Below are 19,414 nucleotides of genomic sequence, written 5' to 3' on the forward strand. Positions count from 1 at the left end.
AAAAGAGACAAAAAGATGACAGCAGGTGTGACACCGGAGGAAAAGAATGCTCACAAACTTACACGTAAAAAATCTGGCCCTGATCGACGAAGCGGAAGTGGAGTTCGGTCCGGGCCTGAATATACTGACCGGAGAAACCGGAGCCGGAAAATCCATCCTGATCGGTTCGATCAACGCGGCGCTTGGAAAGAAGATATCCCGCGAGATGATCCGGACGGGAGAGACAAGCGCGCTGGTGGAACTGGTCTTTGAAACCGAAAATCCGCATGTGCTGGAGCTGTTAAAAGAGATGGATCTCGAGGCGGAGGAGGGTCAGGTGATTATTTCCAGAAAGATCACCGGATCCCGCAGCGTCTGCCGCATCAATGGCGAGGCATGCAATATCTCGCAGGTAAAAGCTCTTGCGTCCCTGCTGCTCGACATCCACGGCCAGCATGAGCACCAGTCGCTGCTCTATCCGGACCGGCAGATCGCGATTCTTGACGCGTTTGCGGGAACCGAGGCGGCCACGGCAAAAGGAGAGGTCCGGGCGCTGTACCAGGAGTGGAAGAATGTCCGAAAGGAGCTCTCGGCGTACGAACTCGACGAGGAGGCAAGAAAGCGGGAGGCAGCATTTCTTACGTTTGAAATCAACGAGATTGATCAGGCAGAGCTAAAAGAGGGCGAGGACGAAGCGTTGGAAACTGCGTACCGGAAAATGGGCCATGCGAAAAAGATCGCGGAATCTCTGCAGACGGTATATGCGATCACCGGCTACGGTGCAGAGAACAGCGCCGGGGAGCAGGTCGGCCGCGCAATCCGGGAGCTGCAGCAGGCCGCGGTGTACGACGATGCACTTTCCGGTCCGTCGCAGACCCTTTCCGATATTGACGGACTGCTGAATGATTTCAACCGCGAAATTTCCGCATATCTTTCCGAACTGACCTTTTCCGAAGAAGAGTATTACGAGACGGAAAAGCGGCTCGATGAGATCAACCGCCTGAAAGCAAAGTATGGAAAGACGATGGAAGAGATCACCGCATATCGCGAAGAACAGCAGAAAAAACTGGAAAAACTGGAAAACTTTGAGAGCTGCCGTGCCGCACTGCAGGAGCAGTTACAGAAAACGGAGCAGAAACTGGATGCGGCCGCACATAATCTGTCCAAAATCCGCAGAAACTATGCAAAACGGCTCGAAACACAGATTATCGAAGGTCTGCGCGACCTGAATTTCCTGCATGTCGCATTTGAAATTTCATTTGAAAAGACAAAAAGCTACACCGAAAACGGAACCGATGCTGTGGAGTTCTTAATCTCCACAAACCCGGGCGAAGCGATCCGTCCGCTGGCGAAAGTTGTTTCCGGCGGTGAATTGTCGCGAATCATGCTTGCAATCAAGACGATTCTTGCCGACCGCGACGAGACAGAAACCCTGATTTTCGATGAAATCGACACCGGAATCAGCGGAAGGACGGCGCAGAAGGTTTCCGAAAAAATGGCACAGATCGGGCAGCGCCATCAGGTCATCTGCATCACCCATCTGCCGCAGATCGCAGCGATGGCAGATTCTCATTTTGAAATCGAAAAAAACGTCGAAGAAAACGAGACCGTCACATCGATCCATCCATTATCCGAGGAAGATTCTGTCAGAGAACTGGCAAGAATGCTCGGCGGCGCGAAAATTACGGATTCTGTTCTGGCAAATGCCAGCGAGATGAAGGAATTGGCACAGGTACAAAAATCTGCAAGACTCAAATAAAGAGAAGTCCGCATACTAAGAGGGAAATCACGAAACAAAGCGTGGTTTCCCTCTTTTTCGCGGGCGGCGAGTCAAAGTCCGTGCCTGCACGAGAACTTGACGACCGCCGCGAAAACAAAAGAAATGCCGCAGTTCTGCCCTGCGGCGGAAAGGATGGGAATGCAAATGACGAGAAAACAAAAATACCGAAGAGTCCTGCTTGCGCTGGCGGCGCTGTTTCTGATCCTCGCCGTTCTTCTTGGCTACGATGCCATGCGCGAATCCCTGCCGGATACGATGTATGTGGATGAGAACAGCGAAAGCCCGTTTCAGCCGCTCACGAAACATCCGCTTCTGACGATTTCGGAAGATACGAAGGAAGCAGAAAAAACCGATTCGGAGAAACGGGTGAAACGGTTGTAGAATGTTCCGCCGCCGGGATCCCGCTGAAAAAGATCCGTGTGATCCAGGAAGAACGGCCGAAAGTTGCCGTCTGCGGAGCGCCGGTCGGTATCTATATGGAGACCGACGGTGTGATGGTGATCCGTACAGCCGAAATCCGTTCGTCCGACGGAACCGTCAGCCGTCCGTCAGAAAATATTCTGCGGGAAGGCGACTATATCACAAAAGTAAACGGACAGAGCATCCGCAGCAAGCAGGATCTGATTGATGCAGTAAAAGTATCAAACGGTTCCCCGGTGTGTCTTTCCCTGCTTCGGGACGGGGAAACGATCGAAGTGCAGGTGACACCGCAGAAAAGCCAGGACGGCACCTGCCGCCTCGGGGCCTGGGTCCGCGACAATATGCAGGGAATCGGAACACTGACTTTCGTGGAACCGGACGGAACCTTTGCAGCGCTCGGCCATGGAATCAGTGATATCGATACCGGAAAAATGCTCCAATTGAACGGCGGAGAACTGTATCTGACACAGATTCTGTCTGTGATCCCGGGAAAAGCGGGTGTACCGGGTGAACTGCAGGGCGTGATCCATTACGAAGAAAAGAACCGTATCGGGTCAGTGGCGGAGAATACCATCTACGGTATCCACGGCGTTCTGGACAGGGAAAAAAGCAGTGCACTGCCGCTTACCGTGACGGAAATTGCCTACCGGCAGGAGATCGAGACGGGCCCGGCCACCGTGCGGATGTGCGTGGACAATACGGTAGAAGAGTATGAGGCGGAGATTACGGAAATCGATCTTGGAAGCGAGAATACGAACAAAAATTTTGTGCTCGAAATTACCGATCAACGGCTGCTGCAGAAAACCGGCGGCATCGTACAGGGAAATTCCGGCTCGCCGGTGCTCCAGAACGGAAGGCTGATCGGCGCCATTACCCATGTTTTCGTAAACCATCCAGAAAAAGGCTACGGTGTCTTTGCGGAAAACATGCTTGCACGGAACTGAAAAAATATGCGTTAATTTGGTTGAAATTGTTACAAACTTCCGAATTTTTACGGAAAATGTCGATCGAATTTTCAAAAAATTACGGGAAATATATTGAAAATGCGAAAAAATAAAATTATAATGTCTGTGTGATTGGAAAAAGTTCAGAAGAAAACGGATGCAGTGAAATTCCGGAAAGACTATGAGTTTTTGCAAAGGAGAGCTTTATGGAAAAGATCAACATTGCCATCGCGGATGATAACGAACGCATGCAGGAAATGCTTGGGAACGTCATAAAACAGGATGACACGCTTGAACTGATCGGGCAGACCGGAAACGGAAATGATATCTACAGTATCATCCGCGACAAAGAACCGGACGTCGTACTGCTTGACATTTTCATGCCGAAGATGGATGGTCTGACTGTAATGGAGAAAGTCAATGAGGATAAAAATCTGAAAAAAAGACCTGCCTTTATCGTTGTCTCCGCCGTAGGAGAGGAGAGGATCACCGAAGATGCGTTCCGGCTCGGTGCTTACTATTACGTCTTAAAACCGTTCGACAACGAAACTCTTCTGAACCGGATCAAAGCAACAAAAGGAATGACAGCAGTAAGAAGATACCATCCAAGAAATTTTACAAACTCCGGAAAAGAGCCGATCTGTCCACCGGAAAACAGTCTGGAAATCGATGTGACAAATATGATCCACGAGATCGGCGTTCCTGCCCATATCAAAGGATACCAGTACCTGCGCGATGCGATTCTGCTTTCCGTAGAGGACACGGAAATGCTCAATTCCATTACCAAGATTCTCTATCCGACCATCGCGAAACGCCACCAGACAACGTCAAGTCGTGTCGAGCGTGCCATCCGCCATGCGATTGAAGTGGCCTGGAGCCGCGGCAAAATGGACACAATCGACGAGCTGTTCGGCTATACCGTGAACAACCGCAAGGGTAAACCGACAAATTCTGAATTTATTGCATTAATTGCAGATAAAATACGTCTTGAACTGAAAAATCAGTAAAAAGTAACAAAAAAATCCGAACAAACGGAGAAATTACAGAAGTTTAGACTTTTTTTTCTGGACAAAGTACGGTATAATACAGACAGGACGTTGATTATCCTTTCGCGTTTCATAGGATCGTGACAAAAAGGAAGGAATTACAGAAAAACAAAGATGCGATAATCAGCATGAAATTACAGGAGGATTCTTTTCATGAAAAATATTTTGTTCGTGGCTTCAGAGTGTGTACCGTTCATCAAAACAGGCGGTCTGGCGGATGTAGTAGGTTCTCTGCCGAAATACTTCCCGAAAGAGTATTTTGATGTGCGCGTGGTGATTCCAAAATACGCAGGAATCAAAGAACAGTTTAGAAATCAGATGCAGTATGTGACAAACTTCTACATGGATCTGAACTGGAGACAGCAGTATGTCGGCATTTTCGAGATGGAATATGAAGGCATCAAATTCTACTTTATCGACAACGAGGAGCATTTCGGAGGAAGCACTCCATATGCGGGCATGCCGTGGGATCTGGAAAAATTTGCTTACTTCAGTAAAGCAGCGCTTTCCATTTTACCGACCATCGGCTTCCGCCCGGATCTCATCCACTGCCACGACTGGCAGACCGGTCTTGTTCCGGTTTACCTGCACGAGCGTTTCCAGGCAGATGAATTCTATCGGGGAATCAAAACCGTCATGACGATCCACAACCTGAAATTCCAGGGCATCTGGGACCGCAAGACGATTCAGAGCATTACCGGCCTTTCCGACTACTACTTCACACCGGATAAGCTGGAGTTCAAACACGATGCCAGCTACTTGAAGGGCGGTCTGGTTTACGCAGATGCGATCACCACCGTCAGCAATACATACGCGCAGGAGATTCAGACCCCGTTCTATGGCGAAGGACTCGACGGTCTGATGTGTGCAAGAGCAAACGATCTGCGCGGTATTGTAAACGGACTCGACTACAATGAGTGGAACCCGGAGACAGACGCTCAGATTGCAAAGAATTTCAATGTAAAGAACTTCCGTAAAGAGAAAGTGAAAAATAAACTGGCACTGCAGGAGGAGTTAGGACTCGAGGTCAATCCGAAGACGATGATGATCGGTATCGTATCCCGTCTGACCGATCAGAAGGGCTTCGACCTCATCAGCTATATGATGGATGAGATGTGCCAGGATGCCGTACAGTTTGTGATCCTTGGAACCGGCGAGGAGCGCTACGAGAACATGTTCCGCCACTTCGCATGGAAATACGACAAGAAGGTTTCGGCAAACATCTACTATTCCGATGCAATGTCACACAAGATCTATGCATCCTGCGATGCCTTCCTGATGCCGTCCCTGTTTGAGCCATGCGGACTCTCCCAGCTCATGAGCCTCCGCTACGGAACCCTTCCGATTGTCCGCGAGACCGGCGGCCTCAAAGACACCGTAGAGCCGTACAATGAGTACGAGGGAACAGGAACTGGATTCAGCTTCACAAACTACAATGCGCATGAGATGATGGGTACCGTGCGGTACGCAGAGCGCATCTATTACGACAAAAAACGCGAGTGGAACAAGATGATCGACCGCGCAATGGCACAGGATTTCTCCTGGGCGAATTCCGCAAAACAGTACGAGGAAATGTACAACTGGCTGATCGGATAAGCTGGTCTGCATTCTGAAAAATAAGAAAAAAATCCCGAAATGGCAGAAGAGGAAAGAAAAGCCGTTTCGGGATTTTTTGCAGTATTTTTGGGTTGCGGCAGGAGAGTGGAATATGCTACACTTGTGCATAAGGATATATTCGAAGCAGCTCCGGTGCAGAGGATTTGGGGGCTGAAAAAAGACACAGGAAAAAAAGAAAAACAGTTGACAACAAAGCAGATTTGTAATAGTATGGATACAGAAGCGAACGGACGTTCGCATGGTAAGGAGAATATTCAGTATGGGAAATAATAACGAAGATAAACTGCGTGCACTCGATGCCGCACTTGGACAGATTGAAAAACAGTACGGAAAAGGAGCTGTCATGAAGCTCGGAGATTCCGCAGCAAACATGAACGTGGAAACCATCCCGACCGGCTCTTTAAGCCTGGATATCGCACTCGGTCTTGGCGGTGTGCCGAAGGGAAGAATCATCGAGGTATATGGACCGGAGTCTTCCGGTAAAACAACCGTAGCGCTCCACATGGTAGCCGAAGTACAGAAACGCGGCGGAATCGCCGGCTTCATCGATGCAGAGCATGCGCTCGATCCGGCCTATGCCAAAAACATCGGTGTTGATATTGAAAACCTCTATATCTCACAGCCGGACAACGGCGAGCAGGCACTTGAGATCACCGAGACGATGGTCCGTTCCGGTGCGGTAGACATCATCATCGTGGACTCTGTTGCAGCACTCGTTCCAAAAGCCGAGATCGACGGCGACATGGGAGATTCCCACGTCGGACTTCAGGCGCGTCTGATGTCTCAGGCACTCCGGAAACTGACTGCAGCGATCAGCAAATCCAATTGTATTGTTATCTTTATCAACCAGCTGCGTGAAAAAGTCGGTGTCATGTTCGGAAATCCGGAGACCACAACCGGCGGCCGTGCACTGAAATTCTATTCTTCCATCCGTCTCGATGTCAGAAGAATCGAAGCCTTAAAGCAGGGCGGAGAGATGGTCGGAAACCGTACCAGAATCAAAGTCGTGAAAAACAAAGTAGCTCCGCCGTTCCGCGAGGCAGAATTTGATATCATGTTCGGAAAAGGAATCTCCAAAGAAGGAGACGTTCTGGATCTGGCAGCTTCCGTCGGCATCGTACAGAAGAGCGGCGCATGGTTCGCATACGGCGGCGACAAGATCGGCCAGGGACGCGAAAATGCGAAAGCATACCTGCGCGAGCATCCGGAAATCATGGATGAGATCGAGCACAAAGTGCGCGTGGCTTACGGCCTGATCAAGGAAGAAGCGCCGGAAGGCACAGAAGAAACAGCAGCAGTTCCGGAAACCGAAGGAGACGACGAATAAATGTTTGTGACAGAGATTCGTCCTCTGAATAAAAAGAAATCACGGATCCTCTTCGATGACGGAGAGGATCTGGTTCTTTATAACGGGGAAATCCGCGCTTCCCGCATCAAAGAGCAGGAGGAGCTTCCCGATGAGGTTTACGAAAAGCTGGCAGGGGAAGTGCTGACTAAAAGGGCCAAACACCGCGCGATGTATCTGCTGCTCGGACAGATGCGGACGAAAAAAGAGCTGGAAGATAAGTTACGAAAAGACGGCTATCCCGAGAGAGCCATTGAAGAGGCTGTCTCGTACGTGGAGAGCTTTCACTATATCGACGACCGCGCATACGTGGAGCAGTATCTTGCGGGCAGCGGTGCGAAAAAAGGGAAAAAGGCAGTCCTCTATGCGCTGGCACAGAAAGGCGTGGACCGGGAACTGGTGGAATCCGTCCTGGAAGAGCAGGAGGATGCCCGCGATGAGTATGAACTTGCAAAAAGTGCCGCCTTCGCAAAGCTCGGCACGCCGCACCGGCTGGATGAAAAAGAGTACCGCCGTGCCGCCGGTTTTCTGACGCGGAAGGGATTCGGCAGTTCCGAAATCCGTCGGGCACTGGAAGAATACCAAGATTCCGCTGACGAAGAATCCTGAATATTCCCGGCGATTCCGCCACATGCCGCGAAATTATGTGCAATAAATTACATGAATATTTTTAAAACATTGACAAATTTGTGAAAACAGTATAAAATTGTAGTGTTGTAAATGTGCAATGAAAACTAAATAAGGAGGTGCTCCGGTAATGAGTACAGGTATTACAATTCTGCTGGTATTCATTGCTGTAGTAGTCACGCTGCTTATTGCGGTTCCTGTTACCAGGAAAATTGCTGTGGACAATAAAATCAAGCAGGATGCTGAAAAAATTGGCACAGCGGAAGAAAAGGCGAGAAACATCATAGATGAAGCACTGAAAACTGCCGAAACTAAGAAACGGGAAGCCCTGCTGGAGGCGAAGGAGGAGTCTCTTCGTACGAAGAATGAAGTAGAAAAAGAGACCCGAGAGCGCAGAGCGGAACTGCAGAAATATGAGAAGCGCGTTTTATCGAAAGAAGAATCTGTAGATAAAAAAGCGGACGTATTGGAGCGTCGTGAAAACGAAATTGCAGCAAAAGAGGCAAGCGTCAGAAGGAAAGAAAAGGAAGTAGACGGTCTACACGAAAAAGGAGTACAGGAACTGGAAAGAATTTCCGGTTTTACCTCCGAGGAAGCAAAAGAGTATCTGTTAAAATCTGTGGAAGACGAAGTAAAAATCGACACAGCAAAGCTCTACAAAGAGCTGGAGAGCAGAGCGAAAGAAGAAGCAGGCCGCAAGGCAAAAGAGTATGTGGTAACAGCGATTCAGAAATGTGCCGTTGACCATGTATCCGAAAGTACAATTTCTGTTGTACAGCTTCCAAGCGATGAGATGAAAGGCCGTATCATCGGCCGTGAAGGACGAAACATCCGTACCCTCGAAACCATGACAGGTGTAGATCTGATCATCGACGATACACCGGAAGCCGTCGTTCTTTCCTCATTCGATCCGATTCGCCGTGAGGTGGCAAGAATTGCTCTGGAAAAACTGATCGTAGACGGAAGAATCCATCCGGCCCGCATCGAAGAGATGGTAGAAAAGGCCCGCAAAGAAGTAGAACAGAATATTCGCGAGGAAGGCGAGGCAGCCGCACTGGAAGTCGGTGTACACGGACTTCATCCGGAGCTGATCCGTCTCCTTGGAAGAATGAAATTCCGTTCCAGCTACGGACAGAATGCATTAAAGCATTCGATCGAGGTAGCACAGCTTTCCGGTCTCCTCGCAGGAGAGGTAGGATGCGATGTCCGCATGGCAAAACGTGCCGGACTGCTTCATGATATCGGTAAATCCATCGACCATGAGGTAGAAGGATCTCACATTCAGATCGGTGCAGATCTCTGCAAAAAGTACAAAGAATCTCAGATTGTGATCAACACAGTAGAATCACATCACGGGGATGTAGAGCCCCAGTCTCTGATTGCATGTATCGTTCAGGCAGCGGATGCAATTTCCGCAGCAAGACCGGGTGCAAGAAGAGAAACACTCGAAACATATACCAACAGATTAAAACAGTTGGAAGACATCACGAATTCGTTCAAGGGTGTCGAAAAATCTTTTGCTATTCAGGCTGGTAGAGAAGTCCGCATCATGGTTGTTCCTGAGCAGGTATCCGATTCTGAAATGGTACTGCTCGCAAGGGATATCTCGAAACAGATCGAAGCTGAACTGGAATACCCGGGACAGATCAAGGTCAATGTTATCCGCGAGAGCCGTGTAACGGATTACGCGAAATAAAAGACTTTCTACGAAATAATTTAATAACGAAATCAAAAAGAGGCTGTGGACATGAGCAATCATGTTCCACAGCCTTTTCAGTGTGTATAAGAACAGTAAGTTTCAAAAGAATTTATACGTGCCGTATCCGGTTCGAGCGCATTTTCTGAGGTGTAGAGCCATACAGCTTTTTGAAGGTCCGCATAAAAATTTTGTAATTCGACAGCCCGTTTTTCTCCATCAGTACCGTGATCGTTTCGTCGGAATTCTGTAAATCTTCGTACAGGTGCATCGTGCGCACATCGTTCAGATATTCGAGAAAGGTCTGTCCGGTATACTTTTTAAAGAGCCGGCAGAAATACTCCTTCGAGAGCGCCAGGGAATCCGCGGCTGTTTCGAGGCTTAACGGTTCCGGGTAATGCACTTTCACCCAGTTCATAACGTGTGTCACGCGCTGCAGATCGCGCTGTGAACCCGTGAGGGATGCCGAAGGGATCTGGTGGGAATACGACCGGCAGAGATGGTACAGAAATTCGTACAGTCGTGAGGTAAAGAGAAGCTGGTATGAATCGGAAGGATTCTGCCGGATCTCGTTCATCTCCGAGAGCAGTGCGCGGAGCGGAGCCGGCTGTTCCGAGTAGGGAATGATCGTGTCGAAACGCATCGTATCAAAGTCCGGCAGATATTGGCGCATCTGGCTTGCGGAAATCTGCAGCAGAAGATATGTACAGGTGTTGGAGCGCGTCATATGGAGGTCGCCGGAGTTGATGATAATCAGATCGCCCTCGTTTAACCGATACTCCGTTGCCTGGACAATCGCGGAAAACTGTCCCCTGATCAGATAGAGAATTTCCACATATTCGTGCCAGTGCGCCGGAAAAACAAAAGCGGGCGCATCCTGCAGCTCAAAACGGACGTGCAGCAGATCGGTTTCGTGTATTGTTTCGTAAAAGCAGGATTCCATAAGTACCTCCAGGATGTGATAGAAATATACATCAATTATAATCAAAAAAGATAAGAATATTGTACCAGAAATTGGGCGAAATATCAATATCAACCAGAGAAAGGACAAGAAAGGAACTAGAAGTTACACGAAAAAGGGAAGATAATGGAGACATTAGTACGAAACAAAGTTTGGGAGGAACAAAGACATGAAAGCAAAGGTAAGAACCTTTAACGGAACTACATCTCCGGAAGTAACCCAGCGTGAAACAGATCACCGCAAACTTGCCCGCGAGGCAGCAGCAGAGGGATTCGTTCTTCTGGAAAACAAAGATCATTTCCTGCCGCTGGCAAAGGGCAGCAAGGTAGGTCTTTACGGAGCAGGTGCGATCCGCACCATCAAAGGAGGCACCGGTTCCGGCGATGTCAATGAGCGTGACAGCGTTAATATTTTCCAGGGCATGAAAAATGCAGGCTACGACGTAACAAGCAGTGAATGGCTGGAGGATTACGATAAACTCTACGTACAGGCAAGACTGGACTGGAAAAATGAGATTTTCACAAAATTGAACGGAGACGACACAAAATTCTTTGATGCGTACTCTGCAACCCCGTTCTTTATGCCATCCGGAAACCCAATCGATGAAGAGAAAGCAGCAGCCGACGGTGCAGACACCGCATTCTTCGTTCTGGCACGTATCGCAGGAGAGAACAAAGACCGTTTTGATACGGAGGGTGACTACTTTATCTCCAAAGAAGAGAAAGCTATTCTGGCACAGGTTTCCAGATGCTATAAAAACGTTGTTCTTGTTATCAACACCGGCGGCCTGATGGATCTGGCATTCGTAGAAGAATTTGACAATATCCGCTCTATTTTACAGTACGTACAGGCAGGCCAGGAAGGCGGAAATGCATTTGCTGATGTTGTAAGCGGCGATGTAACCCCATCCGGAAAAATGACAGATACCTGGGCAAAAGATTACTATGATTATCCGGGTGCAGAGGTTTACAGCTACAAGAGCGGCGACCTCATGAAAGAAAAATACGAAGAGGGTATCTTCGTTGGATACCGTTACTTCGATACCTTTGAAGTACCAGTCCGTTACTCCTTCGGTTACGGTATGTCCTACACCGATTTCGAGATCAGAACCGATGACATCAAAGTAAGCGGCCGCGGTATGATGAATCCGAAAGTAAGCGTGACTGTTACCGTCACCAACACCGGCGATACTTATGCAGGAAAAGAAGTTGTACAGATCTACGCTTCCTGCCCGCAGGGCAGACTGGTGAAAGAGTTCCGCCGTCTGGCAGGCTTTGGAAAAACAAAACTGCTGGCTCCGAAGGAATCCCAGACCATGACCATCACCTTCCCGCTGTATCAGCTGACTTCCTATGAGGAGGAAAGCGCATCCTGGATTCTGGAGCCGGGCATGTATGGTATCTGGATTGGAAATGATCTGAATACATCTGTTCTCTCCGGCGCGCTGGAGCTGGACGAGAAAGCAGTCATGACAGCGTGTGAAAATATCTGCCCGCTGAAAGAGGAATTGAATGAGATTGTTCCTGATGCAGAAAAAGTTCAGGCAAGAGAGGCTGTATGGCAGAAGGAAGTAAAAGAAAAGAGAATGAGCGTGATCGAGCTTAAAGCATCTGAGATCCCAACTGAGAAAGTAGATTACCAGCGGTACCGGAAGAGCTTCCTGGAAAAGCAGGAAAGATTGTGGAATCCCTTTCTGTGGATCAGCTGGCACTCCTTGCAACCGGTGATCCGGGAAGAGCACAGGGCAACGCGCTTGGCTCCGCAGGAATTTCTGTTCCGGGAGCAGCAGCGGAGACATCCCCGTGTGCTTCGGAGGAGCCGTGGAATGTAACCACGATTGCTCTGGTCGACGGACCTGCAGGTCTTCGTCTGAAGAGAGAATACCAGGTAGACAACGGAGAGATCGTAGCGAGCGATTTCCTGGCGGCACTGGAAGGCGGATTCTTCAGCAAACCGCAGGAAAAACGCGGAACAACCTATTATCAGTTCTGTACCGCAATTCCGGTTGGAACACTTCTGGCACAGAGCTGGGATGTAGAACTGATCAAGAGAGTCGGCGAGATGATCGGCCATGAGATGGAGCTGTTCAACGTAACACTGTGGCTGGCACCTGGCATGAACATCCACAGAAATCCGCTCTGCGGAAGAAACTTTGAATATTATTCCGAGGATCCGCTGCTTGCCGGTATGATGGCGGCTGCTATGACGCTCGGTGTACAGAAGGTACCGGGCTGCGGAACCACGATCAAACACTTCGCATGCAACAATCAGGAGGATAACCGTATGGGCTCCGATTCCATCCTGTCCGAGCGTGCACTGCGTGAGATCTATCTGAAAGGCTTTGAAATCGCAGTCAAAGATGCACAGCCGATGTCCATTATGACATCTTACAACCTGATCAATGGTGTGCACGCTGCAAACTGCTACGATACCTGCACGAAAGCAGCGAGAGATGAGTGGGGATTTGCAGGAGCTATCATGACCGACTGGACAACCACCAACGTACAGATCCAGGGCGAGTGTACGGCAGCGGGCTGCATGAGAGCCGGAAATGACATGGTAATGCCGGGTCTGCCGGAGGATCACGAGAACATCAAAAAAGAACTTGCAGATGGAACTCTGACGATGGCAGAACTGAAACGCTGCATCTATAACACGGTAAATATCGTACTGCAGTCCAATATGTACGAGGGCGCAGTCAGCTACCTTGATCAGTTCGATGATCTGGATACCTATCTTGTCGTGAAATAAAAGAAGTGAAAAATATCTTATGGGGATATACAAAAAGCAGGGTTTGAAATGAACGGACATTTCGGTGCGTGAGACATTGGGGGACCCTGAAAAGAGGAAAGAAGTGCCATTCGCAGATGGGGGTCTGCGGAGCAGGCACTTCTTTTACGTATATTGTCTATGAACCGTGAATACATTGACAGTAAGGCAGAAAATAAGGAGGCGCAAAAAGCAAATGAGAGAACGGGATGAGAATGCATATATTCGTTTTTTTTGCCCTCTGGTTTGCGGCCGGTATGACTCTCGGTGTACTGCTGCTGCTTGCGGCATCCCACACGGGAATGAAGGAGGGAAATAGCGTCCGCCTCTTTCAGGCGGAGGCGTTTTTTGGAAGAAAAATTTCCGCAAAGGCCTGCTTTTCCTATCTTCTAAAGGTACGGTTAGCACCGGCATTTGCGGGACTTCTCTTTGGATTGACGGCAATCGGTGCGTATTTTGCCACTGCTGCCGTTTGGGCATATGGTTTTCTGTGTGGCGTCTTTCTCTCGGCTGCCTATCTGCAGAACGGAATGGCAGGTCTTTTATTCTTTTTTCTGGCTCTTTTTCCGCAGATTTTCCTCTACCTTGCCGCGTTATTTCTGATGGCTGCTGCGTGCAGCCGGATGGCAGAGACGAATCACCTTGCCGGCGGCATACAGAAAAAGGAATATTTTTGCTTCGGCGTGCGCTACTTCTTTGCACTGATCCTGCTTCTGTGGGGTATTCTGCTTGAGAGTTATGTCAATCCGTGGTTTCTTGCGAAAATCCTGTAAAAACGGTCGGAAAAGGGAATTGCATTTTTGAAAAAACGTGTATATAATTAAAAGCATTGTTACCCTTTATCGGGCAGTGAGAGGGAGAAAAAAGCAAAAAGGAAAAAAGCTATGCAGGAAACGATACAGTCATTTACGGACTATCTACAGACGGAAAAGAAAGCGTCAAAAAATACAGAAGTCTCCTATCAGCGCGATCTTCGAAAGCTGGCAGTTTTTTTGAAGGAGCACGGAATAGAAAAACCGGAGCAGATGAATGCAACGGTTTTAAATTCTTATTTATTATATCTGGAGCGGGAACACTTCTCCCCGGCAACGATCTCGCGCAGCATTGCGGCGATTCATATGTTTTGCCAATATGCATGTCAGGAGGGAAAAATGGTATCTGACCCGTCGAAAGCGTTGCAGCCACCGAGGGTTGAGCGAAAAATGCCGGAGATCCTTTCCATCGCAGAGGTCGATCTGCTGCTTCGCCAGCCCAAAACCGACACGCCAAAGGGGATCCGCGACAAAGCAATGCTGGAAATGCTGTATGCGACCGGTATCCGCGTCAGTGAGCTGATCCATTTGAAGATACAGGATGTCAACCTTATGATGGGCTACATCACCTGCCGCGATGAAAAGGAGCGGATCGTTCCGTTCGGCGGACCGGCGAAAAAGGCGTTGGAGCAGTATCTGGGGAGTGCGCGCGCAGCCCTGATGCATGGACGGGATGATGATGTATTGTTTGTCAACTGCTCCGGAGGTCCGATGAGCCGTCAGGGATTCTGGAAAATTCTGAAATCCTATGCGAAATCCGCAGGCATTACGGCGGATATTACGCCGCATACCCTGCGTCATTCGTTTGCAACCCATCTGCTGCAAAACGGTGCGGACTTAAAGAGTGTCCAGGAGATGATGGGACACGCCGATATTTCGACGACGCAGATGTATCTCCACCTTGGTGTGAATAAAATCAGGGATGTGTACCGGAAGGCACATCCGAGAAAGTAAAGGTGGAACAGAAAAGTAAAACGATAGAAAAACCTCCGCCGCAGACTGGTGAAAAACTGCAGCGAAGGTTTTTGATGTTTTTAGGGTGTTGAGAAAATTTAGCACTCCTCAGCGATATCATAAATCAGGCGTTCGGTCTGATCCCAGCCAAGGCACGGGTCAGTGATGGATTTACCATAGACATGATTTCCGCATCCGATTTTCTGATTGCCAGGCTCCAGATAGCTTTCGATCATAACACCTTTTACGAGACTTTCGATATCCTTGTTGCATCGTCTTGTGTGCAGAACGTCTTTGACGATACGGATCTGCTGCTCGTATTTCTTTCCGGAGTTGGAATGGTTGGCATCGATGATGGTAGCCGGGTTTACGAGATGTGTTTCGTTGTATTTCTCCAGCAGAAGCTGAATGTCCTCGTAGTGATAGTTCGGCACGGAGTTGCCGTGCTTGTTGGTCGCACCGCGGAGAATGGTGTGCGCCAGCGGATTTCCGCTTGTCTTTACCTCCCAGGTACGGTAAATAAAGGAGTGGGAGCCCTGTGCGGCAATGACGGAGTTGATCATAACAGAAAGATCACCGCTGGTCGGGTTTTTCATGCCGGCCGGAATGTCGATGCCGGAAACAGTCAGACGGTGCTCCTGGTTTTCTACGGAACGTGCGCCGACCGCAACATAGGAGAGAATATCGGACAGATAGCTCCAGTTGGACGGATACAGCATTTCGTCTGCAGAAGTCAGATCAGTCTCTTCTACTACACGCATATGCATTTTACGCATGGCGATCAGGCCGTGCAGCAGGTCCGGCTTTCCTTCCGGGTCTGGCTGATGAACGATACCTTTGTAGCCTTCACCTGTGGTACGCGGTTTGTTGGTATACACACGCGGGATGATGATCAGTTTGTCGGATACTTTGTCAGCAACCTTTGCCAGACGGTGATTGTACTCCAGAACAGCGTCTTCGTTGTCTGCGGAGCAAGGTCCTACGATAACAAGAAATTTATCGGAATCCCCGGTAAAGACTTTTGCGATTTCAGCGTCACGCTGTTTTTTGATTTCAGTTGCGCGGGCGCTTAAGGGATATTGTTCCCGGATCTCTGTTGGGGTGGGAAGTTTTCTTACAAATTCAAGGCTCATTTTCGTTCTCCTTTATCTTAGATGCACTTCTTTTCTAGCTGCGGACAGAGGAGCGTTCTTGTGTGCCCCGTCGCAAACTATCTATAAATTATAATACATAACGCGAAGATTGTCGATATTTTTTCGGCGAAAATTCTGTTTCTCTTAAAAAAGATAGAAAAAAGGTATCAATGAACAGCAAATCCGTTTGCAGATTCCCGATGCAGGAACAAAAGTGCCATTGTCATAATGGTAAGTTCACTTGCAAGAATACCATAGAGATAGCCACGGATGCCGAAAACCGGGACGAGAAAAAGAATTGCAAGAATACGAATTACATCTCCGGCAAGGTTCTGGAAAAAAACGAGAGAAGTTTTTCCAAGGCCGTTTAAAATGCTTCCAAGTGTCGTTTCCAGATAGAGAAAAGGACTTAAAAATGAAAGGATACGCAGAAAAACGCCGACTTCTTCGTTTTGAAAAAGGAAACGTCCAAGCCACGGACCGAAAAAGAAAAAGGCAAAAACAGCGGAAGTGCCAAGCAGCACACAGAAAGAAATTGTATAACGGATCGTGTCTGATATTTGCTCCGGCGTACCGTCGGCCTGCTGTTTTGCTACGCCGGGCAGAAGCATGACGGACACCGCGTGGGTGATGGCAGATGGAAAAAAGATCATCGGAAGTGCCATACCGGTGAGAATGCCATACTGCGAGAGCGCTGCTTTCCGGGAAAGACCGAAGGTGACCAGACAGCCGGGGAGCAGAGCACTTTCAATGCTGTGGAGGACATTCAGAAGAATACGGTTCAGCGTAAGCGGAAGATTCAAAACGGCAAGCTCTCGGAAGGTATCGTACCAGAGGGTCTTTTCTTTGAAAAAAACAGAAATCGGGCGGTGTTTCTGAGGGGACCTGCTGTGCGAGACGGACAGGCAGGCCATCAGAAAGAGACACGAAAAGAGTTCGCCGGCGGCAGTACCGAATGCAGCGACAGCGGCAGAGGGGAGGCTTGTGGAAAGACAGAAAAGCCAGGCAAGGTAGGAAGCGCCCATGCGCACGAACTGTTCCAAAAGCTGGCAAAAAGAAGGCAGTGCCGTCTGATTCTGGCCAAGATACCATGCCGAGAGACAGTTGTGGATCCCGGAGGGGAGAATGCCGAGTGATAAAATCCGGAGGAGCAGAATCGTCCGCGGCTCAAAAAGAAGCCGTGTTCCGATAAAATCCGCGCTGAAAAAGAGAAAGATGGAGGCGGAGAAGGAAAGTATCACTACAATGCCGCATCCGGCCGCCAGACAGATCTTTGCCCGTCTGGAATCCTTTTTGGCAAGGTACGATGCGACAAAGCGCGAGAGCACCGTCTGCATGCCGCCTGCGCCAAGGGAGAGCATCAGTGCGTAGAGTGGTGTGGCGAGCTGGTAGATACCAAAGGCTTCCGCACCGATCCGGCGCGACAGGAATATTCTATAGAGAAATCCAAGAATTCTGCAGATGATCCCGGACGCGGTCAGGATCAGTGTGCCAAGAAGAAGCGTGTTCTTTCTTGTGATTTTCAGCATGGGATAGACTCCTTTCACGGCATTGCGCAGATAGTCTAAAATATGCGAAAAAACTCCTTGACAGAACCCCGTGATAGGTGCTATTCTGAGTGAGAAATAAATCCGATTAAAACTGTCGGAATTGGAAAACGACAGCACAGGAAAAAGGAGAACCAGGAATGAAATTATCGACCAAAGGAAGATATGGTCTGCGTGCCATGATCGATCTGGCGAGTCACGAAGAAGAGGGTGCAGTGTCCATTGCCAGCATTTCAGAACGCCAGAATATCTCAGAGAGCTATCTGGAGCAGCTGGTGCGTCCGCTTCGAAAAGCCGGATTCATTGAGAGTGTGCGGGGAGCAGGCGGTGGATATGTACTTGCAAAACCGGCAGATTCCATTTCGGTAGGAGATGTTCTCCGTGTGCTGGAGGGCGGACTCGAGGCAGTCACGTGCTCGGTCAATGAAGGCCTGGGCGGCTGCGATGCGGCCGATTTCTGCGTCACGCGTTTTGTGTGGCAGAGGATCAATGAGGGAATTACGAACGCTGTGGATTCCATCAGCCTCGGAGAGCTGGTTCAGCAGAGCCGGCAATTAGAGAAAAACAGAAACAGCGATAGAAATGACAAGGAGTGAACAACAATGATTTATCTGGACAATGCGGCAACAACAAAAACAGCCCCGGAAGTTGTCGAGGCTATGCTTCCTTATTTCAGCGAATACTACGGAAATCCATCCAGTATTTATGCAATTGCAGGAAAAGCAAAGAAGCCATCACCAAAGGAAGAGAGCAGATCGCAAACGTGCTCGGCGCAAAACCGGAGGAAATTTATTTCACAGCCGGCGGCAGCGAGTCCGATAACTGGGCGTTAAAAGCTACCTTTGAAGCATATAAAAATAAAGGAAACCACATCATCACCACAAAAATCGAGCATCATGCGATTCTTCATACCTGTGAGTATCTGGAAAAAGAGCGCGGTGCGAAAATCACCTATATCGCGTCGATGAGAACGGCGTTGTCAATCTGGATGAACTCGAAGCAGCCATCACACCTGAGACCATTCTGATTTCCGTTATGGCGGCAAACAACGAAATCGGAACGATTCAGCCGATCAAGGAAATCGGAAGAATTGCAAAAGAACACAATATTTTATTTCACACAGATGCCGTACAGGCATTTGGCCAGATCCCGATCAATGTGGATGAGTGCAATATTGATATGCTCAGTTCCAGCGGTCATAAGATTAACGGACCGAAAGGAATCGGCTTCCTTTACATCCGAAAGGGTGTGAAAATCCGCTCCTTCGTACACGGCGGTGCGCAGGAAAGAAAACGCCGTGCCGGAACAGAAAATGTACCGGGCATCGTAGGATATGGAGTTGCGGCAGAGCGTGCGGCAAGAACTATGGCGGAGCGTACCGCAAAAGAAATCGAAGTACGTGATTATCTGATCAACCGTATTTTAACCGAGATTCCGAACTGCCGTCTGAACGGCGATCCGGTAAAACGTCTGCCGAACAACTGCAACATCAGCTTTGAATTCATCGAGGGAGAGTCCCTTCTGATCATGCTGGATATGAAAGGTATCTGCGCATCCAGCGGTTCTGCATGTACTTCCGGATCCCTGGATCCGTCCCATGTACTGCTGGCCATCGGACTGCCGCACGAGAAAGCACACGGTTCCTTACGTCTGACTTTAAGTGAGGAGATCACAAAAGAGGACGTTGATTTTGTTGTAGAGCAGATTAAAGCGATCGTAGACCGTCTGCGCAGCATGTCCCCGCTGTATGAGGATTACATCAAAAAACAGCAGGGTAAATAAGT

Annotated in this window: 17 protein-coding genes and 1 pseudogene; 15 read left to right on the forward strand and 3 right to left on the reverse strand. The window is 49.0% G+C overall.

Annotated features, from left to right (window positions below; translation table 11 throughout):
* Positions 1-46: 46 nt before the first annotated feature.
* From recN to rny, 9 genes are all read left to right on the forward strand, one after another.
* A complete protein-coding gene (gene recN, locus DW965_RS05940; protein ID WP_055218237.1) occupies positions 47-1,738 on the forward strand; it encodes a DNA repair protein RecN in 1,692 nt (563 codons plus the stop codon).
* 165 nt (positions 1,739-1,903) lie between these two features.
* Positions 1,904-2,140, forward strand: a complete 237-nt coding sequence (locus DW965_RS05945) for a hypothetical protein (protein ID WP_147398772.1) — start codon at positions 1,904-1,906, stop codon at positions 2,138-2,140.
* A gap of 38 nt (positions 2,141-2,178) precedes the next feature.
* Positions 2,179-3,123, forward strand: coding sequence for a SpoIVB peptidase (spoIVB, locus tag DW965_RS05950; RefSeq protein ID WP_243036442.1), 945 nt, complete (start codon positions 2,179-2,181; stop codon positions 3,121-3,123).
* Positions 3,124-3,329: 206 nt separating this feature from the next.
* Entirely contained in the window at positions 3,330-4,130 is an 801-nt protein-coding gene (gene spo0A, locus DW965_RS05955; RefSeq protein WP_119198143.1) for a sporulation transcription factor Spo0A, read from the forward strand.
* Between the two features lie 192 nt (positions 4,131-4,322).
* Positions 4,323-5,765: a glycogen synthase GlgA gene (glgA, locus tag DW965_RS05960; protein WP_055218231.1), complete on the forward strand. Its 1,443-nt coding sequence runs from the start codon at positions 4,323-4,325 to the stop codon at positions 5,763-5,765.
* 39 nt (positions 5,766-5,804) lie between these two features.
* Entirely contained in the window at positions 5,805-6,056 is a 252-nt protein-coding gene (locus DW965_RS05965) for a hypothetical protein (protein WP_118749858.1), read from the forward strand.
* Positions 6,046-7,113, forward strand: coding sequence for a recombinase RecA (gene recA, locus DW965_RS05970; RefSeq protein ID WP_022463338.1), 1,068 nt, complete (start codon positions 6,046-6,048; stop codon positions 7,111-7,113). The genes DW965_RS05965 and recA overlap by 11 nt, the downstream gene beginning before the upstream one ends.
* Positions 7,114-7,740, forward strand: coding sequence for a regulatory protein RecX (locus DW965_RS05975; protein WP_055218226.1), 627 nt, complete (start codon positions 7,114-7,116; stop codon positions 7,738-7,740).
* 148 nt (positions 7,741-7,888) lie between these two features.
* Complete coding sequence (gene rny / locus DW965_RS05980) at positions 7,889-9,454, forward strand: ribonuclease Y (RefSeq protein WP_119198144.1); 1,566 nt, start codon at positions 7,889-7,891, stop codon at positions 9,452-9,454.
* Positions 9,455-9,566: 112 nt separating this feature from the next.
* On the opposite strand, the gene DW965_RS05985 is transcribed toward rny, so the two are convergent.
* Positions 9,567-10,397, reverse strand: coding sequence for a helix-turn-helix transcriptional regulator (locus DW965_RS05985; RefSeq protein WP_117760398.1), 831 nt, complete (start codon positions 10,395-10,397; stop codon positions 9,567-9,569).
* 187 nt (positions 10,398-10,584) lie between these two features.
* Between DW965_RS05985 and DW965_RS19790 the strand changes: the two genes are divergently transcribed.
* From DW965_RS19790 to xerD, 4 genes are all read left to right on the forward strand, one after another.
* Positions 10,585-12,246 carry a glycoside hydrolase family 3 C-terminal domain-containing protein gene (locus tag DW965_RS19790; protein WP_243036444.1) on the forward strand — a complete coding sequence of 554 codons (1,662 nt, stop codon included), beginning with the start codon at positions 10,585-10,587 and terminating at the stop codon, positions 12,244-12,246.
* A 212-nt stretch (positions 12,247-12,458) separates the two neighbouring features.
* The gene (locus tag DW965_RS19795) at positions 12,459-13,166 is read left to right on the forward strand and encodes a glycoside hydrolase family 3 protein (protein WP_243036457.1); all 708 of its coding nucleotides are present in this window, start codon (positions 12,459-12,461) and stop codon (positions 13,164-13,166) included.
* A 227-nt stretch (positions 13,167-13,393) separates the two neighbouring features.
* Positions 13,394-13,957 (forward strand): stage II sporulation protein M, encoded by a 564-nt coding sequence (locus DW965_RS05995; protein WP_119198145.1) that lies wholly within the window; start codon positions 13,394-13,396, stop codon positions 13,955-13,957.
* 111 nt (positions 13,958-14,068) lie between these two features.
* Positions 14,069-14,950 carry a site-specific tyrosine recombinase XerD gene (gene xerD, locus DW965_RS06000; protein ID WP_117509101.1) on the forward strand — a complete coding sequence of 294 codons (882 nt, stop codon included), beginning with the start codon at positions 14,069-14,071 and terminating at the stop codon, positions 14,948-14,950.
* A 98-nt stretch (positions 14,951-15,048) separates the two neighbouring features.
* On the opposite strand, the gene DW965_RS06005 is transcribed toward xerD, so the two are convergent.
* Together DW965_RS06005 and DW965_RS06010 are read right to left on the reverse strand one after the other, a co-directional pair.
* A complete protein-coding gene (locus DW965_RS06005) occupies positions 15,049-16,083 on the reverse strand; it encodes a 3-deoxy-7-phosphoheptulonate synthase (RefSeq protein WP_022463331.1) in 1,035 nt (344 codons plus the stop codon).
* 167 nt (positions 16,084-16,250) lie between these two features.
* Positions 16,251-17,612 carry a polysaccharide biosynthesis protein gene (locus tag DW965_RS06010; RefSeq protein ID WP_055218215.1) on the reverse strand — a complete coding sequence of 454 codons (1,362 nt, stop codon included), beginning with the start codon at positions 17,610-17,612 and terminating at the stop codon, positions 16,251-16,253.
* A gap of 158 nt (positions 17,613-17,770) precedes the next feature.
* Here DW965_RS06010 and DW965_RS06015 point away from each other — a divergent pair, with 158 nt between their 5' ends.
* Entirely contained in the window at positions 17,771-18,226 is a 456-nt protein-coding gene (locus DW965_RS06015; protein WP_022463329.1) for an RrF2 family transcriptional regulator, read from the forward strand.
* Positions 18,227-18,232: 6 nt separating this feature from the next.
* Positions 18,233-19,412 (forward strand): annotated as a pseudogene (nifS, locus tag DW965_RS06020) (cysteine desulfurase NifS).
* Positions 19,413-19,414: the final 2 nt, after the last annotated feature.

Origin of the sequence: Blautia sp. AM47-4, from assembly GCF_003479865.1 — a bacterium.
In the GTDB taxonomy this organism is placed as follows: Bacteria; Bacillota; Clostridia; order Lachnospirales; family Lachnospiraceae; genus Fusicatenibacter; species Fusicatenibacter saccharivorans.

What these genes read in the sequence shown, in the direction of transcription:
- glgA (WP_055218231.1), top strand. Translation starts at nt 4,323, where the DNA reads ATGAAAAATATTTTGTTCGTGGCTTCAGAGTGTGTACCGTTCATCAAA.
- spo0A (WP_119198143.1), top strand. Translation starts at nt 3,330, where the DNA reads ATGGAAAAGATCAACATTGCCATCGCGGATGATAACGAACGCATGCAG.
- recN (WP_055218237.1), top strand. Translation starts at nt 47, where the DNA reads ATGCTCACAAACTTACACGTAAAAAATCTGGCCCTGATCGACGAAGCG.
- DW965_RS06015 (WP_022463329.1), top strand. Translation starts at nt 17,771, where the DNA reads ATGAAATTATCGACCAAAGGAAGATATGGTCTGCGTGCCATGATCGAT.
- xerD (WP_117509101.1), top strand. Translation starts at nt 14,069, where the DNA reads ATGCAGGAAACGATACAGTCATTTACGGACTATCTACAGACGGAAAAG.
- DW965_RS19790 (WP_243036444.1), top strand. Translation starts at nt 10,585, where the DNA reads ATGAAAGCAAAGGTAAGAACCTTTAACGGAACTACATCTCCGGAAGTA.
- DW965_RS05985 (WP_117760398.1), bottom strand. Translation starts at nt 10,397, where the DNA reads ATGGAATCCTGCTTTTACGAAACAATACACGAAACCGATCTGCTGCAC.
- DW965_RS05995 (WP_119198145.1), top strand. Translation starts at nt 13,394, where the DNA reads ATGAGAATGCATATATTCGTTTTTTTTGCCCTCTGGTTTGCGGCCGGT.
- rny (WP_119198144.1), top strand. Translation starts at nt 7,889, where the DNA reads ATGAGTACAGGTATTACAATTCTGCTGGTATTCATTGCTGTAGTAGTC.
- DW965_RS06005 (WP_022463331.1), bottom strand. Translation starts at nt 16,083, where the DNA reads ATGAGCCTTGAATTTGTAAGAAAACTTCCCACCCCAACAGAGATCCGG.
- DW965_RS05975 (WP_055218226.1), top strand. Translation starts at nt 7,114, where the DNA reads ATGTTTGTGACAGAGATTCGTCCTCTGAATAAAAAGAAATCACGGATC.
- recA (WP_022463338.1), top strand. Translation starts at nt 6,046, where the DNA reads ATGGGAAATAATAACGAAGATAAACTGCGTGCACTCGATGCCGCACTT.
- DW965_RS05965 (WP_118749858.1), top strand. Translation starts at nt 5,805, where the DNA reads ATGGCAGAAGAGGAAAGAAAAGCCGTTTCGGGATTTTTTGCAGTATTT.
- DW965_RS06010 (WP_055218215.1), bottom strand. Translation starts at nt 17,612, where the DNA reads ATGCTGAAAATCACAAGAAAGAACACGCTTCTTCTTGGCACACTGATC.
- DW965_RS05945 (WP_147398772.1), top strand. Translation starts at nt 1,904, where the DNA reads ATGACGAGAAAACAAAAATACCGAAGAGTCCTGCTTGCGCTGGCGGCG.